The organism is Sphaerotilus sp., from assembly GCF_041083715.1.
Lineage (GTDB): Bacteria > Pseudomonadota > Gammaproteobacteria > Burkholderiales > Burkholderiaceae_C > Sphaerotilus.
Genome location: NZ_JBFPGY010000320.1, coordinates 1 through 20,357, shown reverse-complemented (window position 1 = coordinate 20,357; position 20,357 = coordinate 1). Strand labels below are relative to the sequence as shown.

At 69.3% G+C, this 20,357-nt stretch carries 18 protein-coding genes; 10 read left to right on the top strand and 8 right to left on the bottom strand.

Annotated elements, in window-relative coordinates:
* Together AB3X43_RS14980 and AB3X43_RS14975 are read left to right on the top strand one after the other, a co-directional pair.
* On the top strand, positions 1–480 hold a 480-nt coding region (locus AB3X43_RS14980; RefSeq protein ID WP_369430664.1), incomplete at its 5' end, for a CoA transferase.
* Between the two features lie 159 nt (positions 481–639).
* Complete coding sequence (locus AB3X43_RS14975) at positions 640–1,959, top strand: diguanylate cyclase domain-containing protein (protein ID WP_369430663.1); 1,320 nt, start codon at positions 640–642, stop codon at positions 1,957–1,959.
* Here the strand turns inward: AB3X43_RS14975 and AB3X43_RS14970 are convergent.
* The 5 genes from AB3X43_RS14970 to grpE all read right to left on the bottom strand — a co-directional run bounded on the left by AB3X43_RS14970 (position 1,935) and on the right by grpE (position 6,817).
* On the bottom strand, positions 1,935–2,354 hold the full coding sequence (locus tag AB3X43_RS14970) for a hypothetical protein (protein WP_369430662.1): 420 nt from the start codon (positions 2,352–2,354) through the stop codon (positions 1,935–1,937). The two genes, AB3X43_RS14975 and AB3X43_RS14970, sit on opposite strands and share 25 nt — an antisense overlap.
* Before the next feature lie 65 nt (positions 2,355–2,419).
* The gene (locus tag AB3X43_RS14965; protein ID WP_369430661.1) at positions 2,420–2,827 is read right to left on the bottom strand and encodes a DUF1801 domain-containing protein; all 408 of its coding nucleotides are present in this window, start codon (positions 2,825–2,827) and stop codon (positions 2,420–2,422) included.
* A 27-nt stretch (positions 2,828–2,854) separates the two neighbouring features.
* Positions 2,855–4,003, bottom strand: a complete 1,149-nt coding sequence (dnaJ, locus tag AB3X43_RS14960) for a molecular chaperone DnaJ (RefSeq protein ID WP_369430660.1) — start codon at positions 4,001–4,003, stop codon at positions 2,855–2,857.
* A gap of 140 nt (positions 4,004–4,143) precedes the next feature.
* Positions 4,144–6,096: a molecular chaperone DnaK gene (gene dnaK / locus AB3X43_RS14955; RefSeq protein ID WP_369430659.1), complete on the bottom strand. Its 1,953-nt coding sequence runs from the start codon at positions 6,094–6,096 to the stop codon at positions 4,144–4,146.
* 121 nt (positions 6,097–6,217) lie between these two features.
* Entirely contained in the window at positions 6,218–6,817 is a 600-nt protein-coding gene (grpE, locus tag AB3X43_RS14950) for a nucleotide exchange factor GrpE (protein WP_369430665.1), read from the bottom strand.
* 155 nt (positions 6,818–6,972) lie between these two features.
* On the opposite strand from grpE, the gene AB3X43_RS14945 reads away from it, so the two are divergent.
* Positions 6,973–7,863: a DUF6502 family protein gene (locus AB3X43_RS14945; protein WP_369430658.1), complete on the top strand. Its 891-nt coding sequence runs from the start codon at positions 6,973–6,975 to the stop codon at positions 7,861–7,863.
* A gap of 33 nt (positions 7,864–7,896) precedes the next feature.
* Positions 7,897–9,414 (top strand): DUF5666 domain-containing protein, encoded by a 1,518-nt coding sequence (locus AB3X43_RS14940; RefSeq protein ID WP_369430657.1) that lies wholly within the window; start codon positions 7,897–7,899, stop codon positions 9,412–9,414.
* Positions 9,415–9,429: 15 nt separating this feature from the next.
* Here AB3X43_RS14940 and AB3X43_RS14935 read toward each other — a convergent pair whose 3' ends face one another.
* The gene (locus tag AB3X43_RS14935) at positions 9,430–9,879 is read right to left on the bottom strand and encodes an RNA-binding S4 domain-containing protein (protein WP_369430656.1); all 450 of its coding nucleotides are present in this window, start codon (positions 9,877–9,879) and stop codon (positions 9,430–9,432) included.
* Between the two features lie 287 nt (positions 9,880–10,166).
* Here AB3X43_RS14935 and AB3X43_RS14930 point away from each other — a divergent pair, with 287 nt between their 5' ends.
* Together AB3X43_RS14930 and kynB are read left to right on the top strand one after the other, a co-directional pair.
* Positions 10,167–10,781, top strand: a complete 615-nt coding sequence (locus tag AB3X43_RS14930; protein WP_369430655.1) for a hypothetical protein — start codon at positions 10,167–10,169, stop codon at positions 10,779–10,781.
* Positions 10,778–11,419 (top strand): arylformamidase, encoded by a 642-nt coding sequence (gene kynB / locus AB3X43_RS14925; RefSeq protein ID WP_369430654.1) that lies wholly within the window; start codon positions 10,778–10,780, stop codon positions 11,417–11,419. The genes AB3X43_RS14930 and kynB overlap by 4 nt, the downstream gene beginning before the upstream one ends.
* On the opposite strand, the gene AB3X43_RS14920 is transcribed toward kynB, so the two are convergent.
* The gene (locus AB3X43_RS14920; RefSeq protein WP_369430653.1) at positions 11,329–12,582 is read right to left on the bottom strand and encodes a GGDEF domain-containing protein; all 1,254 of its coding nucleotides are present in this window, start codon (positions 12,580–12,582) and stop codon (positions 11,329–11,331) included. The genes kynB and AB3X43_RS14920 overlap by 91 nt on opposite strands.
* Positions 12,583–12,748: 166 nt before the next feature.
* On the bottom strand, positions 12,749–13,846 hold the full coding sequence (hemH, locus tag AB3X43_RS14915; RefSeq protein WP_369430652.1) for a ferrochelatase: 1,098 nt from the start codon (positions 13,844–13,846) through the stop codon (positions 12,749–12,751).
* A gap of 56 nt (positions 13,847–13,902) precedes the next feature.
* Between hemH and AB3X43_RS14910 the strand changes: the two genes are divergently transcribed.
* The 4 genes from AB3X43_RS14910 to AB3X43_RS14895 all read left to right on the top strand — a co-directional run bounded on the left by AB3X43_RS14910 (position 13,903) and on the right by AB3X43_RS14895 (position 20,349).
* Entirely contained in the window at positions 13,903–14,610 is a 708-nt protein-coding gene (locus AB3X43_RS14910) for an HAD family hydrolase (RefSeq protein WP_369430651.1), read from the top strand.
* A 108-nt stretch (positions 14,611–14,718) separates the two neighbouring features.
* Positions 14,719–16,209 carry a GAF domain-containing protein gene (locus AB3X43_RS14905; protein WP_369430650.1) on the top strand — a complete coding sequence of 497 codons (1,491 nt, stop codon included), beginning with the start codon at positions 14,719–14,721 and terminating at the stop codon, positions 16,207–16,209.
* On the top strand, positions 16,206–18,410 hold the full coding sequence (locus AB3X43_RS14900) for a site-2 protease family protein (protein ID WP_369430649.1): 2,205 nt from the start codon (positions 16,206–16,208) through the stop codon (positions 18,408–18,410). Before AB3X43_RS14905 ends, AB3X43_RS14900 begins: the two co-directional genes overlap by 4 nt.
* Before the next feature lie 10 nt (positions 18,411–18,420).
* Complete coding sequence (locus tag AB3X43_RS14895; protein WP_369430648.1) at positions 18,421–20,349, top strand: preprotein translocase subunit SecA; 1,929 nt, start codon at positions 18,421–18,423, stop codon at positions 20,347–20,349.
* Positions 20,350–20,357: the final 8 nt, after the last annotated feature.

Here is a 20,357-nt window from a genome sequence, read left to right as displayed (position 1 = left end):
CCGACTGCGGACGGCGACATGATCCTGGCGATCGGCAATGACGGGCAGTTCGCGCGCTTCTGCGAGGTGGCGGGCCACCCGGCGTGGGCGGTGGACGAATGCTTCGCCACCAACGCGGCGCGGGTGGCCAACCGCGCGGTGCTGATCCCGTTGCTGCGCCAGACGACCGTGATGCGGACGACACAGGCGTGGATCACGGCACTGGAATCGAAGGCCGTGCCGTGCGGACCGATCAACCGGCTGGACGAGGTGTTCGCCGATCCGCAGGTGGTGGCGCGCGGCCTGCGGGTCGAGTTGCCGCACCCGCTGGTCGGAATGGTGCCGGGCGTGGCCAATCCCATCCGGCTTTCGGCGACGCCGGTGGTGTACCGCACTGCACCGCCGCTGCGGGGCCAGCACACCGACGAGGTGCTGGCCGATTGGCTGGACCGGGACCACCCAGGGTTGCCGCCAGACGGCGAGCGCGCGTTCGCTGGTTGAACAAGCCGGGATCCGGGGACCTTATCCCGGGGCTGTCGCCACGCCAGGCTGCATAGGATCTGGGCAATTCAGCCTCCTGTGTGCCATGAACAAAGTCACCGTCTGCCGCCGGCTTCCATCCCACCACGGCACGCGGCTACGTCCTCTGGAGGCGCCGACGTGACGGCGACGCTTCCCCGGATTCTGGTTGTCGATGACGACGCCACCGTGCGCCTGATGATGCGGGTCGCCCTGCGCAAGGCGGGCTACGTCGTCGTGCTGGCGGTCGATGGTGCGGATGCGCTGCGGCAGTTCGGCGCCGGGGCCTTCGACTTGGTCATGCTCGATGTCGAGATGCCCGGCCTGAGCGGCTACGAGGTCTGTGCCCTGCTGCGTGCCGAGTCCGGGGATCTGCTGCCCATCGCGATGGTCACCGGCATGGACGATGTGCAGTCTGTGGAACGCGCCTACGAGGCCGGGGCGACCGATTTCATCTCCAAGCCACTGAACTGGGCCCTGTTGGGCCACCGTGTGCGCTATCTGCTGCGCAGCCACCAGAATCTGGTCGAACTCAAGCAGGCGCAGGCCCGCCATGAGGCGGTGCTGGCCGCGATTCCGGACCTGCTGTTCGAGCTGGATCTGGATGGCCGCTTCCTCGACTGCCATTCACCGACTTCGGCGCTGCTGTCCCTGCCACCCGAGCAGTTCGTCGGCCGGCTGATGAGCGAGGTCATGCCGCCGGACGTCGCTGCGGTGGGGCTGTCGGCACTGCAGATCGCATACGCCCAGGGTACTTCCTTCGGCAAGCAGTACGAACTCGCGTTGCCACATGGCCTGCGCTGGTTCGAGCTGTCCGTGGCCCGCAAGGCCACTGCGGCTGGAAAGGCGCCGCGCTTCATCGCGCTGGCGCGGGACATCACCGTGCGCAAGGAGATCGAACTGCGGGCCGCCCGCGCCGCCTACTTCGATGGCCTGACCGGTCTGCCGAACCGTGTGTCCTTCATGGAGCGCATCGGCCGGGAGATCGGGCGCGCCGACCATGCGCGTCACAGGCTGGCGGTGCTGTTTCTCGATCTGGATGGTTTCAAGGCCATCAACGACACGCTGGGCCACAGCGCGGGGGATCTGATCCTGCAGGCCGCTGCCGATCGTTTCCGACTGGAGCTGCGCCCGGCCGACATGGTGTCGCGCGCCTGTCCGGATGGGCTGGAGGTCGAGTTTGCCCGGTTGGGCGGCGACGAGTTCACCGCGCTGATCCTGGACATCGGCGGGCCGGAGGACGCCCTGGTGGTCGCGCACCGGATCGGGCAGGTGATGCGCCAGCCCTTTCTGATCGAGGGCCGTGCCATCACGCTCACGACGAGCATCGGCATCGCGCTCTACCCCGACAACGGACACGATGCATCGACGCTGCTCCGGCACGCCGACATGGCGATGTACCAGGCCAAGCGAGATGGCCGCGACAACGCCTGTCTTTATGGAGCGATGCCGTTTGCGTGACCGAGTCGCCGCGCGTTGTCGCTGGCACGCTCGCTGACCGGGCTCAGGCCAGCGCTCAGCACCGCCAGCGGCGTGTCCGTCATCAGCGTCCAGGCGACCTGTGTGGGGGCCATCGACCATGGAATGGCCGACCAGTGCGCACAGGCGGTGACGAGCTTCTGCGAGGCATCCAGGCTGGCCAGCGTCATCGCCTGCAGCGACTCCTGAAGGGCGGCGAGCTTTTCCATGCCCATCGCGGTGAACTCTTCCTGGTCGACTGCCGACGGTTGGGCTCCGGCTGTGGCGGCTGTGGCAAGTCGGCTGAGCCGGTGGTGCACGACATAGGGGACGGCGGTTCCCAGCGCATGGATCTGCCGCTGGATGTCGGCGAGCGAGCGTTGGGCGGAGGTGGTCACGGGCAGTTCCTGTGTGGTGGAGCCCCACGGTACTCCTGTGAACTGACACGTGCCACCTGGAGCGCTCAGGACCGTGTCTTTTTTGCCATGCGCTGGCGTGGCATGGTGACCGTGGCCGCCAGCGCCTGCAGCACGAACTCACGCACCTTCTTGCGCTTGAGGTCGGTGGGCACCGTCAGCTTGAGGTGCCGGCGCTTCTTGCCGTCGCCTTCCAGCAGGTGGTCCGGATCCGCCAGCTCGGCGCCGCGGCTGAACTCCAGCATCACGTGCCGCGGGTGCGAGAAGATGCCGCAGAAGGGCGAGCCGGCGGAGAACAGGATCCCGCCGTACTTCACCTCCTCGCAGATGGCGGGATCGGCCGCCAGCACCAGCCCCCGGAGTCGGGAGACCAGATCGACACGCACGTCCTCGTGCAGGAAGAGCGTGTCGAGCAGGTCATCGACCTTGTCGGTGTTCAGGAATCGATCGGACATGGGGCTTCGGTTTCTGGCGAGGTCGGCTTACTTGAACAGATCTTTCATGCGGTCGGTCCAGCTCTTGGCGGTCGGCGAGTGCTTGTCGCCGCCTTTCTTGAGCGACTCGTCCAGCTCCTTGAGCAGCTTGCGCTGGTGCTCGCTGAGCTTGATCGGGATCTCGATCTGGATGTGGCAGTACAGGTCGCCGGGGTAGTTCGAGCGGATGCCCTTCACGCCCTTGCCGCGCAGGCGGAACGTCTTGCCGTGCTGCGTGCCTTCGGGCAGCTCGATCTCGGCCTCGCCGCCCAGCGTCGGCACGGAGACCGAGCCGCCAAGTGCCGCCGTGATGACGCTGACCGGCACGGTGCAGTGCAGGTCGTCGCCGTCGCGCTCGAAGATGTCGTGCTGCTTGATGCGGATCTCGACGTACAGGTCGCCGGCCGGGCCGCCTTGCGTGCCTGGCTCGCCGTGGCCACGCAGGGCGATGCGCTGGCCTTCGTTGATGCCGGCCGGGATCTTCACCTCCAGCGTCTTCTGCTTCTTGACCTTGCCCTGGCCATTGCAGGTGGTGCAGGGCTCGGGGATGATCTTGCCGGTGCCGTGGCAGTGCGGGCAGGTCTGCTGGATGCTGAAGAAACCCTGGCGCAGATGCACCGTGCCCGAGCCGTGGCAGGTCGTGCAGGTCTTGGCGCTGGTGCCGGGCTTGGCGCCGCTGCCGTGGCAGGTGTCGCACTCTTCCCAGGTGGGGATGCGGATCTGGGCTTCCTTGCCGAGTGCCGCCTCTTCGAGCGTGATCTCCATCGCGTAGGACAGGTCCGCACCGCGGTAGACCTGCTGGCCGCCGCGCCGCTGGCCACCACCGCCGCCCTGGCTGAAGATGTCGCCGAAGATGTCGCCGAACGCCTCGGCGAAACCGCCGCCGCCGAAGCCCTCCGGACCGCCGCGGAAGCCGCCGGCGTTCGGATCGACGCCCGCATGGCCGAACTGGTCATAGGCCTGGCGCTTCTGGGTGTCGGAGAGCATCTCGTAGGCCTCCTTGACCTCCTTGAACTTCTCTTCGGACGCCTTGGCGCCTTCACCCTGGTTGCGGTCCGGGTGGTGCTTCATGGCCATCTTGCGATAGGCCTTCTTGATGTCGTCTTCGCTCGCGTTCTTGGCGACGCCGAGGACTTCGTAGTAGTCACGCTTTGCCATGGACAGTTCCGACAGCAGCCAGCCCTTTCCGAATGCACGGAGGCGGGCTGTTCAAACAGGAACGCCGCGCCGAGCAAACAGTGCTGCAGGCAGCACCAGTCTCGAACGCGGCGGGGACCACCAGACGGTGGATCAGCAGATCACTTCTTGACTTCCTTGAACTCGGCGTCGACGACGTCCGGGTTCGACGGGTCCGACTTCGGGGCTTCGCCACCGGCCGCACCTGCACCCGCCGCAGCACCGGCTGCGCCCGCGGCACCCTGCTGGGCCTGCATGTCGGCGTACATCTTCTCGCCGAGCTTCTGGCTGGCCGTCATCAACTCGTTGGTCTTGGCCTCGATCACGTCCTTGTCGTCGCCCTTGATGGCTTCCTCGACGGCCTTGATCGCGGCTTCGATCTTGTCCTTCTCGCCCGCTTCGAGCTTGTCGCCGTAGTCGGTCAGCGACTTGCGCACCGAGTGGACCATGGCATCGCCCTGGTTCTTCGACTGCACGATCTCGACCTTCTTCTTGTCCTCGGCGGCGTTCACCTCGGCGTCGCGCACCATCTTCTGGATCTCTTCTTCCGACAGACCCGAGTTCGCCTTGATGGTGATCTTGTTTTCCTTGCCGGTGCCCTTGTCCTTGGCGCCGACGTGCAGGATGCCGTTGGCGTCGATGTCGAAGCTCACCTCGATCTGCGGCGTGCCGCGCTGGGCCGGCGGGATGCCTTCGAGGTTGAACTCGCCGAGCAGCTTGTTGCCCGTGGCCAGCTCGCGCTCGCCCTGGAACACCTTGATCGTCACCGCCGGCTGGTTGTCGTCCGCGGTCGAGAAGGTCTGCGCGAACTTGGTCGGGATGGTCGTGTTCTTGGTGATCATCTTGGTCATCACGCCGCCCAGGGTCTCGATGCCCAGGCTCAGCGGGGTGACGTCCAGCAGCAGCACGTCCTTGCGGTCGCCGCCGAGCACCTGGCCCTGGATCGCGGCACCGACGGCCACGGCTTCATCCGGGTTCACGTCCTTGCGCGGCTCCTTGCCGAAGAACTCCTTGACCTTGTCCTGCACCTTGGGCATGCGGGTCATGCCGCCGACCAGGATCACGTCGTCGATGGCGCTGACGGAGACGCCAGCGTCCTTCATCGCGGTGCGGCAGGGGGCGATCGTGCGCTCGATCAGTTCTTCCACCAGCGACTCCAGCTTGGCGCGGGTCAGCTTGATGTTCAGGTGCTTCGGGCCCGAGGCGTCGGCCGTGATGTACGGCAGGTTCACGTCGGTCTGCGACGAGTTCGACAGCTCGATCTTGGCCTTCTCGGCGGCTTCCTTCAGGCGCTGCAGGGCCAGCACGTCCTTGGTCAGGTCGACGCCCTGTTCCTTCTTGAACTCGGTGACGATGAAATCGATGATGCGCTGGTCGAAGTCCTCGCCGCCCAGGAAGGTGTCGCCGTTGGTCGACAGCACCTCGAACTGCATCTCGCCATCGACGTCGGCGATCTCGATGATCGACACGTCGAACGTGCCGCCACCCAGGTCGTACACCGCGATCTTGCGGTCGCCCTTGCCGTGCTTGTCCAGGCCGAAGGCCAGCGCCGCGGCGGTCGGCTCGTTGATGATGCGCTTGACATCCAGGCCGGCGATGCGGCCGGCGTCCTTGGTCGCCTGGCGTTGCGCGTCGTTGAAGTAGGCCGGCACCGTGATGACGGCCTCGGTCACTTCCTCGCCCAGGTAGTCCTCGGCGGTCTTCTTCATCTTGCGCAGCACTTCGGCGCTGACCTGCGGCGGCGCCATGCGCTTGCCGCGCACTTCCACCCAGGCGTCGCCGTTGTCGGCGGCGGCGATGGTGTAGGGCATCAGGTCGATGTCCTTCTGCACTTCCTTCTCGGTGAACTTGCGACCGATCAGGCGCTTGACCGCGTACAGCGTGTTGCGCGGGTTGGTCACCGCCTGGCGCTTGGCCGAGGCACCGACGAGGATCTCGCCGTCTTCCTGGTACGCGATGATGGACGGCGTCGTGCGCGCGCCCTCACTGTTCTCGATCACCTTCGTGGTGTTGCCTTCCATGATGGCCACGCACGAGTTGGTGGTGCCGAGGTCGATGCCGATGATCTTGCCCATGGTGTTGAAGCTCCGGAAATTGGTTGGTTGTCTGTGATCTGTGGCTGGTCTGGCCGGTTTCAAGGGGGATCAGGGAAACCATGCGGCCGGACGGGCTGTTCGTTTGTGCTGGGTCAAGGCCTCACTTCGGCGCGGCCACGGTGACGAGGGCCGGGCGCAGCACCCGCTCGGCAATCAGATAACCCTTCTGCAGCACCATCACGACGGTGTTGGCGTCCTGGTCGGCGGGGACCACGCTGATGGCCTGGTGCTGGTGCGGGTCGAACTTGGTGCCGACCGGCGGGCTGATCTCGACGACCTTGTTGCGCTCCAGCGCCTGCACGAGCTGGCGCAGCGTGATGTTCACGCCTTCGAGCACCTGCTCCGGCGAACCCTGGCCGCTGGCGTGGGTGGCCAGCGCGGCCTCCAGGCTGTCCTTGACCGGCAGCAGGCTCTCGGCGAAGCCTTCGACCGCGAACTTGCGCGACTTGGCGATTTCCTCGTCGGCGCGGCGGCGGGTGTTGTCGGCTTCGGCCTTGGCACGCAGATAGGCATCGGCCAGCTCGACGTTCTTGGCTTCGAGTTCGGCGATGCGGGCTGCCGCTTCGCTGGCCACGGCCTCGGCAGTGTCGGCGCTCGTGTTCAGCGACGCGGGTTCGGTGTCTTGGTAGGGAGCGGAGTTCTGGGTGTCGGACATGGGGGTCGTTTCCTGGCCTGTTTTGCGGCGACTGGATTGCGAAATGAGGATGACCCTTCAGACTTCAAGGGGGCCCTGTGACAGAAGTTGACGAATCACCCCCGGTTGGCGACGTGATAACTGTCACACTTACAGATTGGAATGTCCGCACGCTGTGCGGCCGGGGGAGTTCGGCCGGGGTGCGGGCACGTTTGCCGATGATGACCGATCCGATCTTGCCCACCCCTGCCGAGCAGTCGCTCGACGACATTGCCGTGATGCTGGCGCCGCTGGTGCGCTGGCTGCTGGTGCAGGGCATCCCGCTGAATGCGCTCGTCCGGACTCTGCGTGGAGTCTATCTGGCCGAGGCCCACGGTGATCTTGGCCGGCGCGGGCGCCGCGTGACCGATTCTGCACTGAGTGTGCTGACCGGCATCCACCGCAAGGAAGTGCGCGCCTTCATGGAGGCGCGCCATGAACCTGCCTCCACCTGCACGCCGGCGCCCGTCTCGCGCCTGGCGCCGACACCGGCTTCGTCGCTCTTCTCGCAGTGGATCACCGATCCGGACTACCGGGACCCGGCCGGCGAGATCCGGCGCGCGCTGCCACGGCACGGTCCCGCCCCGAGCTTCGAGGCGCTGGCGCGCGAAGTGTCGCGCGACGTCCATCCCCGCACGCTGCTGGAAGAGCTGGAGCGGCTGCAACTGGTCGAAGTGCAATCCGAACAGGTGCGGCTGCTCTCCGACCGCTTTGTCCTGCCCCTGCATGATCCGGCCGCTGTGCGCACGATGGCCGTCAATGTGGCCGACCACATCGCGGCGGCCGTGCACAACCTGCAGGCCGAGAGGCCGTCCGAGCGTGTGCTCGAACAGAGTGTCTATGCCGACGGACTGAGCGCGGCATCGGCCAGCCACCTGGGCGATGTGGCGCGGCAGCTCTGGGGCGTGGCGCTGGAAAGCATGGTGCGCGAGGCGCGTGCGCAGATCGCGCTGGACGTGGAGCGTGGTCGCCAGCCGACACCGGATCATTCAGATGACCGGAACACCCGCGTGCGTTTCGGGATTTACTACCATCTTGAAATGAATAAATCGAACGATCCCAGGGGGGATTGAATGGCTGGAGTTGATCTGGCAGGAGACGATCAGATGCATGTTTCGAATCGACGGGTCGGGCTGGCGGTCGCGGTTGTGGCCGGGCTGCTGGCGGTGCTGGTGGCCTGCGGCGGTGGCAGTGTCGGAACCAATGGCACCGGCAGTCCGGTGCTGGTGGGCCTGAACGTGGGCACGGTGTCGGGCCTGGGCAGCGTGATCGTCGACGGCACCCGCCACGACGACAGTGCCGCGAAGACCGAGATCAGCCGCAATGGCACCGACGTCGAGGTGGGCGACGTGCGTCTGGGACACCGGGTGTCGCTGGAGTTCGGCACGGATGCTGCCGGCGCGCAGGTGCTGCAGCGCATCGAGCTTCTGCCGAGTGTCTCGGGCCGCGTCAGCGAGCGCACGGCAGACACCATTGGCGTGCTGGGCCAGACGGTCACCGTCAACAGTGATCCTGGCCACGGGCCGGTCACCGCCTTCGATTCGCCGCTGAACAGTCTGGCGGATCTGCAGCTCGGTGACGCGGTGGACGTGCATGCGCTGACCCAGCGCACCGGAGCCGGCCCGACCGATGTGCGTCTGGTGGCCACGCGCATCACGCGGCGCAGCGCGCTCTCGGGTGGGGTACGGGTCAGCGGGACGGTGGCCGCGCTCTCGGCGGCCGGCAGTGGCGGTGCACGCAGTTTCCGCCTGGGTGCACTGGCGGTGCAGTTGCCGTCGGCGGCGGCGCTGCTGCCACAGGGCATCGAACTGCTCGATGGCCGCGCGGTGACCGTGTTTGCTGCCGAATCGGCGTTTGACGCAGCCACGCTGAGTCTCGGCGCCGGCAAGGTGCAGGTGATGTCGGTCGGCACGGCCGGCAGTGGTGGCGCCGCCAGCATGCTGACTCGCGCCGGACTGGTGGGCGCCTGGACCGGGACGACGTTCGAGCTGGACGGTGTGGGGCTGCTGGTCAATGCCGACACGCAGATCGTCTCGGCGGGGCAGCCGCTGGGTGACGGGGCGTATGTGCAGGCCACGGCGGTGCTGAACGGCAGCGGTCGCTGGCTGGCGACCCGCATCGCGCGTCTGACGGCCTCGACCGCCAGTGCCGAACTGCGGGGCACGCTGGACGACTGGTCGGCCGCGGCACGCACCTTTCGCCTGCGCGACACCGTGGTGACACTGGCGTCGACGGCGCAGATCGATCTGGCCGCCTGCCGGGCGTCGTCGCTTGCGAACGGTCTGTATGTCGAGGTCCAGGGACTGTCCACCGCGCAAGGCCTGGCAGCCAGCACGGTGGTCTGCGCGCCGGAGCCGACGGGCACCAAGAGCCGGCTGGAGCGCCACGGTCTGGTGCTGACCGCCGACGCCACGGCGCGCAAGCTGACCATGCGCAGCCAGCCGGGCGATCCGGTGCTGACGGTGACCTGGTCCGACCCGCTCTACCTGAGCGAGCCGCTGACCGTGGCGTCGCTGGCCGCGCTGGCCGGAACTTCGAGCGAGATCGAAGTCGAAGGCACGCTGTCGGCAGACGGGCTGCAGATGGCTGCACGCAAGATCAAGCTGCGCATGCCGGGCCCCTGACCGCTGCGGACGCGGTCAGGGCTCGTCGTCGAGCGACGCGCTCCAGCGCTGCCATTCGACGAGCTGGCGGCGGTCTGCCTTGGTGGGGCGGCCCTGTTCCATGGCCACGGCCGGATCGACCGCGTATGGCTTGCGGGCCTGCCATTCGGCCTGGGCCGCGATGCTTTCGGGCGTTTCTGCATACAGCTGTTGCGCCTGTGGTGCCGGGCCGCGCGCTTCCGACAGTCCGAGCACCTGCACTTCGCGTGGTACCGGGCTGTTGCCCTGGCGCAGGCTCAGGCGATCGCCGGGGCGCACTTCGCGCGAAGGCTTGGCGTGCTGCGCGTTGACCAGCACGCGGCCGCGCTCGATCTCGTCACCGGCGAGGGTGCGGGTCTTGAAGAACCGCGCGGCCCAGAGCCACTTGTCGAGGCGCTGGCCTGGCGTCGGAGCGGGCGGGGCGGGAGATCGGGACTTGCTGCTCATCGGTTGATGGACGGGGAGAGGTCGGGGGACGATGGGTCGGCCAGAGGCAGGCGCACGGTGGCATTCAACCCGGTGGTGTGCCCGTCGGGGGCGCGTCGATTGTCCTGCACCAGCGTGCCACCGAGCGACTGCACGATCTCCTGGCAGATCGCCAGCCCGCGCGGTCCCACTCCAGCACCGGTGTCCGGCCCTGCTGGTGCAACGGCTCGACCTTGGCGAACCTGCTGCTGGTGGTGATGGTGCTAATCTTGCCGCAGTTGATGAAACTGAGGAAGAAAGGTGGATCCATGCTGCGGTGTCTCCTCGATGCGGATGCGCTGGCCTGGCTGCTGCGCCTGGACAGTGACCCGGCCCACGACGAGCACCGCCTGGCCTGGCTGGCCGAAGCCCAGCGGCAGCGCGCCACGCTGCTGATCCCGGCTGCCGTGCTGGCCGACTGGCTGGTGGAAACCGGGTCGGCCGGCGATGCGGCATTCAAGGCGCTTCGAACGGCCCGGCCAGTGGAGGTCGCCACCTTCGACGAGCGTGCTGCCCGCGAACTGGTGCGCCTGCACACCTTTGCCGGCACGACCGACGACGACCGCTGGGCCCGCGCCAGCCGCGAGCAGCGGCAGCTGGTGGCACTGGCCGTCGTGCGGCAGGCGTCACTGGTCGGCGAGGCGCCACGGCTGGATGCGGCGGCCGCGCTGGCCGGCGTGGCCTTCGTGTCGATGGGGGACATTGCGTCGCTCGGGGCACCGCCGCAGCTCAGCCTGCCGCTGGATACACCGGAGACCAGTGTAGCGTCCGCGGTGCCCTTGTCCCCGCTGGACATGGGCGTTTTCAGTGACCTGGCGCAGGCCTTCAGTGCGTTCGACCTGCAGGTGTCCGCGCCGCTGCCACCACAGATGCCCGCGCCGTGAACACGCGGCGCCTGTGGGACATCTCGCCACCGATCGGTCCCGGGGCACCGGTCTTCCCTGGTGACCAGCCCTACAGCCAGCACTGGACGGCCACGCTCGGCCCCGGATGTCCGGCCAACGTCAGCGCGATCACGCTGTCGCTGCACCTGGGTGCCCACGCCGATGCGCCGCTGCACTATGCCGAGGGGGCGCCGTCGATCGGGGCAGTCGATCTCGCACCGTTCCTGGGACGCTGCCGCGTGGTCCATGCGATCGGCTGCGGGCCGCTCATCCGGCCGGAGCACTTGTGCCATGCCGCCGAGGGCCTTCCGCCACGCGTGCTGGTGCGCACCTGCAGGCAGGCCGCGACGGTCTGGACGGACGATTTCGCCGCGTTCGCTCCCGAGACGATCGACTGGCTGGCGGCGCTGGGCGTGTGCCTGGTGGGCATCGACACGCCCTCGGTCGATCCGGCGTCGAGCGCAACGCTCGACAGCCACCAGCGTCTGCGGTGGCTGGATCTGCGGGTGCTGGAAAACCTCGTGCTGGACGAGGTCTCCGAGGGGGACTACGAGCTGATCGCGTTGCCGCTCAGACTGGTGCTCGCAGACGCATCGCCGGTGCGGGCGGTGCTGAGGTCGCTGTCGTCCGGTGGCTGAGCGATCCCGGCCTTGCGCGACTGCTTGTCGCGGTACATGCGCCCATCGGCGATGCCCATGAGGCTGGCAAAGTCTTCCCCGTCGTCGGGGTAGACCGCCCAGCCGATGCTGGCCGTGGCCTGCAGGGCGGTTGATACACAGTCCAGGTAGTGCATCGCTTCGAACCGTGCGCGCAGCTGCTCGGTGGCATGCGCCATGCCGGCCTGGTCGATCGGGCCGAACAGCAGCAGTGCGAATTCGTCGCCGCCCAGCCGGGCGCAGAAGTCACCCTCGCGTGTGGACTCCTTCAGCCGCAGCGCCACCGACTGCAGCAGCTGGTCTCCGGCTGCATGGCCCAGCCGGTCGTTGACGGGCTTGAACTCATCCAGGTCCAGCGCGACCAGTCCGAAGCGGTACTGGCCCCGCCGCGCGTTGGCGATCGCGCGTTTCAGGACCTGGTCGAAGTAGCGGCGGTTGCCCAGTCCGGTGAGCGCGTCGTGCATGGCCATGAAGCGCATGGCCTCGCGGGTGCGCTTGTGCTCCTCGACCTCGTCGTGCAGGTCCTGATTGAGCCGGATGGCCTCGATGGCCGTGCGTGACACGGCGCGGGCCTTGTTGAGCACGAACCCGAGCCAGCCGATGGCGATGACCAGGAGCAGGAGATGGACCTCGTTGCCGAACGCCAGATAGCGCTGGAGAAAATGCACCACCAGCGGACCCAGCGTTGCGACGCTGATGGCCAGGTAGTGCGCCGGCATCACCGCAAAGCTCAGGCTGCCCACCGTCACCACGGCCGACAGCAGGATGAACAGCAGTGCATCCTGGATCGGGGGGGAGCTGCTCGGCAGCATCCAGCTGGACACACCGTAGAAGCTGGAGGCGACCGCGCCGATGCCGATGCGCATGCGCAGGAGGCGGCGGTAGTTGTGGCTGTACAGACCGTAGCGCTGGACGTGGTGCTCCAGCCACAGCACGCCGGCACAGGCCACGCTGAACAGCAGGCTCCAGACTCCGATGTGCGGCAGCGGCACGCCGCCGGTGAACATCACGGCCACCACGGCGCCCGCGCCGGCCAGCATGCTGAGCATGTTGCCCTTCGCGTGTCCGAAGAAGATGCGCGCGCGCTCCAGATCGACGCGGGCTTTCAGCGCCGCTTCCCGGTCGGGAGACGAGGTCGCCGGCATCGATTCGAATCGATCGGTCGCGGGTTCCTGGATGATGCGAATCCCCTGACAGCCCCGCGGGGACACGGCCCGCAGTATCCGCGATTCTGACCTGCACGGGCTTCGGAATGGAGCGGAACAGTCGGCCGGCGAGGTGCCAATTCTGCGTGGTACCGGCCGTCCGACCTCAGACCTTGGCGCCAAGCCCCAGCGCACGCTGGCGCTGGCCTTCGAGCAGCGCGGTCCGTGGCTGGGCCTCGGCGCGCACGGCCCAGCCCGCCGTGTTGCGCTCGACCAGGCCGCGCAACGCGTCGATCCAGGCCGGGTGGTCGTTCAGGCAGGGAATGTGGTCGTAGCGCTGCCCACCCGCGGTCAGGAAGACCTGCCGGCCTTCGATGGCGATCTCCTCCAGCGTCTCCAGGCAATCGGCCGGGAAGCCGGGGCAGAAGATCTGCAGGTGCTTCACGCCTTTCTTCGCCAGCGCCTGGAGCGTCGGTTCGGTGTATGGCTCCAGCCACTTGGCCTTGCCGAAGCGGCTCTGGAAACTCAGTGACAGCGCCTCCTTGCCCAGCCCCAGGCGCTCGCCCAGCAGCCGCGCTGTCTTGTAGCAGTGGCAGTGGTAGGGGTCGCCCAGCGTCAGCGTGCGCTCGGGCACGCCATGGAAGCTCAGCAGCAGGTGGTCGCCACGGCCTTCGCGCGCCCAGTGGTCCTGCACGCGGCGGGCGAGGGCGTCGATGTAGCCCTCGTCGTCGTGGTGCTGGCGGATCCAGCGGATCTCGGGCAGCGTGCGCTGGCGGAGCTGCCAGTGGTGCACGTCGTCCATCACGCTGGCGGTGGTCGTGCCCGAATACTGCGGGTACATCGGCACCACCAGGATGCGGTCGCAGCCGGCGGCCTTCAGGGCGTCCAGTTCGTGGGCGATCGAGGGATTGCCGTAGCGCATGGCGTGGCGCACGGTGAGCACCAGGCCGTGTGCGGTGGCGCTGGCCTGCAGCAGTTCGGCCTGCTGGCGTGTCCAGACGGCCAGCGGCGAGCCTTCGGGCGTCCAGATGCTGGCGTACTTGGCCGCGGACTTGGCCGGGCGGGTGCGCAGGATGATGCCGTGCAGGATCGGCTTCCACACCGCCGGCGGGATCTCCACCACCCGCTGGTCGCTGAGGAACTGCGCCAGATAGCGCCGCACCGCAGCGGCGGTCGGGGCATCGGGCGTGCCGAGGTTGACGAGCAGCACGCCGACGCGGGCCGGGCTGCCGTGGCGGTATTCGGGTTCGGGTTGGGTTTTCATGGCGGGTGCATTCTCGCCGAGCCGGCAAAGTCCCGTGCTTCGTGGACACTGCGCGGATGATTGCCGCACTCACTCTCGATCTGGACGACACCCTCTGGCCTGTCGTTCCCACGCTGCTGCGCGCGGAAGCCGTGCTGCAGGACTGGCTGCGCACCCACGCGCCCGCCACCGCCGCCGCCTTCGATGTGCCGACGCTGCAGCGCCTGCGCGGTGACGTGGCGCGCAGGCACCCCGAACTGGCGCACGACCTCACCACGCTGCGCCGGATCACCCTGCGCGAAGCCCTGGCCACGTCCGGGGACGACCCGGCGCTGGCCGAACCTGCGTTCGACGTCTTCTTCGCCGAGCGGCAGCAGGTGCAGTGGTACGGCGATGTCCGGCCGGCGCTGGAGCGGCTGGCGGCACGGTTTCCGCTGCTGGCGCTGTCCAACGGCAATGCCGAACTGGCGGCGACCGGGCTGTCGGCGTATTTCGTCGGCGCCGTGAGTGCCCGCAGCTGCGGGGTGGCCAAGCCAGCGGCGCGCATTTTCGAGATGGCCTGCGCGGAGCTGCGCTGTGCGGCAGGGCAGGTGATGCACGTGGGCGACGACTGGCGGCTCGACGTCATGGGCGCCCGCCAGGCGGGACTGCACACGGCGTGGATCCGGCGCCCGGAGGCGGCGCTGCACCATGGCCCGGCGAGCGCTGCCGAAGACGATGCACCACCCGGCAAGCACCTCCACCTGGACGACCTGCTCGCGCTGGCGGATGCACTGGGCGCCTGACTCGGCGCCACTGCACAGGAAATCTGCGTGGTGAATGGCGGGCTGATCGCGCCTTGGGGGTGAAGGCGGCGGCGCCACACTGGCGGGCATTCATGGGTCTGTCTGCCAGTGAGCACCTCCTCCGTTCCCCATTCCGTCGCCCGCGAAGTGGCCGCACCCGCCAGTCCGTCTGCGCAGGTGGAAGCGCGCCTGAGTGCGGCGATCCGGGACCTGTCCGCTGCGCCGGCACCTGCGCCGACCCGGGCGGTGCCGGCGGCCGAGTGGCTGATGGAGGCGGTTGGTGTGCTGCTGCAGGCGCCGCGCGACGCCGATGCACTGCGGGCGCTGGTGCTGCATCTGGCGTCGAGCCTGCGCTGCGACCGTGTGGCGCTGGGGTTGCGCCGGCAGACACGCGCTGATCTGGAAGTGCTGGCGGTGTCGGACCTGCCGCGGCTGTCCGATGCGGCTGAACTCGTGCGCGATCTCCACGCCGCCATGCAGGAGGCCGCTGCCAGCGCCTGCACGCTGACCCATCCCGCCCGCCGCCACGGCCCGATGCAGGCGGGGCTTGCCCACGTCCAGCTCAGCCGGTCGATGGGGGCCTGCGCGGTCTGCACCGTGCCGCTGGGCGGTGACGGCGTGGTGCTGGGCGCGCTGACGCTGCAGCGTGACCTTGGCGCACCGTTCCGCACCGAGGAAATCCTGCGCCTGGAGCAGGCCGCGATCTACTTCACGCCCCTGCTGCGCCTGTACCTGACCCGCTCCGCGACCCGCGGAGCGGCGTCGCTGATCACCTGGCCGGCGTGGCTGGCGCCGCTGCGCCGCCATGTCTGGCCGGTGGTGCTGGGCGCCACGCTGGTGATCGGCCTGCTGCCGGTGCGCCACGACGTGGTGGCGCCCACGCGGGTGCAAGGGCTGCACGAGCGGCAGCTGGTGGCGCCGCGTGACGGGTTCATCTCGGTCGTCTACGCGCGCCCGGGTGTGCAGATCCAGTCCGGCCAGTCCCTGATCGACTTCGACGGCGAACAGGCCTCCAGCGAGCTGCGGTCTGCCGAGGCGTCGCTGTCCCAGTCGGAAAGCGCTGTCAGCGAGGCGCTGGCGCGCCATGACCAGTCGCAGATCGTGGTCCAGATGGCCAAGGTCGACGAGGCGCGTGCCCGTGCGGACTTGGCGCGCCGCGATCTGGAGCGGGGCCGTGTGCTGGCGCCGCTGACCGGCGTGGTCGTGTCGGGGGATCTCAGCCGCTCGATCGGCGCGCCGGTCAAGCGCGGCGAGGTGATGATGACGGTGGCACCGGTCGATGGCTTCCGGCTGGTGCTGTGGGTGGACGAACGCGACATCGCTGGCGTGCAGGTCGGCACGATCGGCGCGCTGCGCGTGGCGGCCCGCCCGGGTCAGGCGCTGCCGATGACCGTGACCCGCATCACGCCGGTGGCCCGGGTGCGGGAAGGGCGCAACGGCTTCGAGGTGGAGGGGGCGCTGGTCTCGGCCGCGGCCACGCTGCGCCCTGGTTTCGAAGGCGTGACCCGGCTCGACACCGGTCGCCATCCGCTGGTGGCGGACCTGTTCGGGCGCCTGTTCGACTGGTTGCGCATGGGCTGGTGGACCCTGCTCGGATGACGCCGGACCTGACCCTGGCCGCGGGCCGGCAGCCGGTCGACCCGGTTCCGCTCGACAGCCCGCTCTGGTACCGGGTGGCGAACATCGTGCCGCGGCTGCGCCCGACGGTCCGCGTGCGCCACCGCAGCGCCGATGGTGTCCTGCGCCACGTGCTCGCCGACCTGCTGACCGGGCGCCACCACCTGCTCGACGAGGCGGGCTGGTCCTTCGTCGGTCGGTTCGATGGTCGCCGCACGATCGGCGAGATCTGGACCTGGCTGAGCACCCACGTGCCGCAGCCGCCGACCCAGCACGAGGTGCTGGAATGGCTGGCCACGCTGGACGGCGCCGGTCTGCTGCAGTGCGACCGCCTGCCGGACCTGCAGGCGCTGATGCGTGGCGAGCAGCAGGTGGACCGCCGCCGCCGCCGGGCCTCGCTCAATCCCTTGTCCTGGCGTGTGCCGCTGGGCAATCCGACCCGCTGGCTGACCCGGCTGGATCCGCTGGCCCATGGGTTGTCGCATCCGCTGGCGCAGCTGGCGGCCGTGCTGCTGGTCTGCATCGGGCTGATGCAGGTGGCGCTGCAGTGGCCGGCGCTGCAGGCCGATGTGCGCGAGCGCCTGGCCAGCCCGACCTTCCTGGCGCTGAGCTGGGCCGTCTATCCCTGCATCAAGGCGCTGCACGAACTCGGGCATGCGCTGGCGGTGCGGCACTGCGGAGCGGATGTCCACCACGTCGGCATCGGCTTTCTCTACCTGGTGCCGGCGCCGTATGTCGATGCGTCGGCTGCGACCGGGCTGGCGATGCGTCGCCAGCGCATCCTGATCAGCGCCGCCGGCGTGCTGGTCGAGTGCGTGCTGGCGGCGATCGGCGTGCTGGTCTGGGCGGCGGTGCAGCCAGGGGGCGTGCGCGATCTGGCGCTGTCGGTGGCGCTGGTGGGTGGGGTGTCGACGCTGCTGGCCAACGCCAATCCGCTGGTGCGCATGGATGGCTACCACGTGCTCACCGACGCCCTCGATCTGCCCAATCTGGCGCAGCGCAGCCGGCGCTGGTGGCTCGACCAGGTCCAGCACCTGCTGGGTGCGCCGCCAGGCTCGCTGCTGCCGGCGCGGTCGTGGCTGCAGCGCAGCGTGACGCTCGCGTATGCGCCGGCGGCATGGCTGTTCGGGATGCTGGTCGCGTCGTCGGCCTGCCTGTGGCTGGCGCACACGGCGGCCCTGCTGGCGCTGCTGGCGGGGGCCATCGTGCTGTGGATGCAGGTCGTGCAGCCGGCGGCGGCGGGCTTGCGCTGGCTCGCGAAGTCGCCGTCGCTGAACGGGCGGCGTCTGCGTTCCACGGCGATCGGTCTGGGCGGTGTGGTGGTGCTGGTGGCGACTGTGCTGCTGTTGCCCCTGCCGCAGGCCACGGTTGCGCAGGCCCAGGCCTGGATGCCGGAGGAAGCGCTGGTGCGCGCTCCGGCCGACGGGTTCGTGACGGCCATCGAGACGCCTGGCGACCAGGCTGTCCAGCCCGAGACGCCGTTGCTGACCGTGCGCAATGACGACCAGCCGATCGAACTCGCCCATCTGCGTGCCCGGCGGCTGGAGCTGGAGGTGCAGGTCAACCGGCTGCAGGTCCGCGACGCGGCCGCCGCCCAGCGGGCGGAGGCCGAAGCGGGTGCCCTGCAGGCGCGCGAAGCGGAACTCGAGGCGCGCATCGCGCAGATGTCGATGCGCAGCACCCGCGTCGGTCGCGTGAGCTGGATCGAGCCGCAGACGCTGCTCGGTCGCCACGTGCAGCGCGGCGAGGTCCTGGGCTATGTGCTGGCGGACGACCGGCTGGTCGCGCGCACGGTGGTGCCGGACGAGGACATCGCCTGGCTGCTGTCCGGGGTGCGCGCGGTGTCGGTGATGCGGCCGGAGGCGGTCGGGCAGGTGCACGTGGGACGCTGGGACGGCGTGGTGCCGGAGACCGGCTCGGTCCTGCCCGCTGCGGCGCTGGGGGTGAACGCAGGCGGTCGCATCGAGACGGATCCGGCCGACGCGGACGGCCTGCGCACGCTGCAGCCGGTGGCGGTCATCGATGTCCAGGTGCCGGATCTGGCGGTGCAGCGGCTCGGCGCGCGGCTGCTGGTGCGCTTCGACCACGGTGCGCAGCCGCTGGGGGCCCGGCTGCTGCGGCGCCTGCAGCAGCTCACGCTGCGCCACCTCGGCGATGCCACCGACGTGCCCGGGGGACGCTGACATGTCTGGCATGGCCGTGGATTCCGCCGTTGCGCTGGTGCGGCCGGGGCCGATCTGGGGCGCCTATCCGCAGCGGACCGAACCCCGACCGCTGGCCCTGGCCGCGCGTACCGCGTGGCGGGTGCATCGCGATCGTTCCGCCTTCCTGGCCGCCTTGCGCCACCCCGCACCGGATGCTGCCACATGGGCGCATGCACTGGGTCGGCTGCGCAGCGAGGGCTACACGCCCAGGCTCTGCGCCGGGGTGTTCCTGCGGCTGGCCGATCTGGTGCAGCGCCACCTCGGCTTCGTGCCACACGAGTCCCAGTACCTCGCCGCCTGGACGATGCTGCAAGGCTGCCTGGTCGAAATGGCCACGGGTGAAGGCAAGACGGTGGCGATGTTCCTGGCGGCCGCCTGCGCCGGGCTGGCGGGGGTGCCGGCGCATGTGCTCACGGCCAACGACTACCTCGCCGAGCGCGACGCCGCCGAACTGGGGCCGCTGTATGCGGCACTCGGCTTGCGCGTGGGCTGCATCACGGCCGTGTCCACACCGGCGCAGCGCCGCGAGGCCTACGCCGCCGAGGTGACCTACGCCGCCGCGCGCGAGGTGGCGTTCGACCACCTGCGGGACCGTGTCGCCCACGGGCGGGCCGGCGGTCGGCTGGCCTGGTCGGACACGGCAGATCCGGACCGCGGTCCGCTGATGCGCGGGCTCTGCCTGGCGCTGATCGACGAGGCCGACAGCGTGCTGTGCGACGAGGCCCGCGTGCCGCTGATCCTCTCCGGCCATGGGACGCAGGCCTTGCCCGAAGACGCCCTGCGCGCGCTGCTCGACTGGGCACGTGCAGCCGATACCGGGCGGCATGCCATGGTCGTGGCGGCCACCGGCAGTGGCGCCGCCACCGTGCGCCTGACCCGCGCCGGGCGCGACTGGCTGGCGGCACAGCCGTGGGCGGCGCAGCGGCCGTGGTCCGATCTGCGCTGGCGCGAGGACTGGGTGCTGCGGGCCCTGACCGTGCTGCACGCATTGCAGCGTGACCGTGATTACGCGGTGCAGGACCGCTGCATCGTGTTCATCGACCCGATCACCGGCCGGGCGGCGCCCGAGCGGCAGTGGTCGCGCGGCCTGCACCAGCTGCTGGCGCTGAAGGAGTCGCTGCCGATGCCCGCCGCGCAGCAGACCCTGGCGCAGCTCACCTACCAGCGCCTGTTCAGCCGCTACCACCAGATCGGCGGCATGAGCGGCACGCTGGCCGAGGTGGCGCCCGAGATGGCGCTCACCCATGGCACGCCCGTTCTGCGCATTCCCCGGCACCACCCGTCGAGGCGGCAGAACCTCGGTGTGCAGGTGCACCGCGACGCCGAGGCGCGCTGGCAGACCGTCGTCGAACGCACGGCCACGCTGGTCGCGCAGGGCCGCCCGGTGCTGATCGGCACGGCCTCGGTCGCCGAATCGGAGCAGCTGGCCCAGCGGCTGCGGGCCCGCGGACTGCGTCCGATGGTGCTCAACGCCGTGCAGAGCCGGCTGGAAAACGAGGTCATCGCCCGCGCCGGACAGCCCGGGCGCATCACGGTGTCCACCCAGATGGCCGGTCGCGGCACCGACATCCGGCTGAGCGCCGACGTGCGCGCCGCAGGGGGGCTGCATGTCATGGCATGCGCCGATGCGCTGCCTTCGCGGCAATGGCGCCAGCTCGTCGGCCGATCTGCCCGTCAAGGTGATCCCGGATCTGCCGAAACACTGGTGTGCGTCGGAGAAGGGCTGCTGTTCCAGCGGTTGCCGCGCTGGCTGGTCGCTACGCTTGTGCATCGTCCTGCCGCCTCGCGCTGGACGGGGACGGTCTGGCAGGTGGCGATGTGGCTGGACGAGTGGGCCCAGACGCGCGAGCGGCGTGCCCTGCTGCGCCAGGACCATGCCGGGTCCGGCCGGCTGGCGTACAGCGGGTGGGAAGAATGATGAGCTTG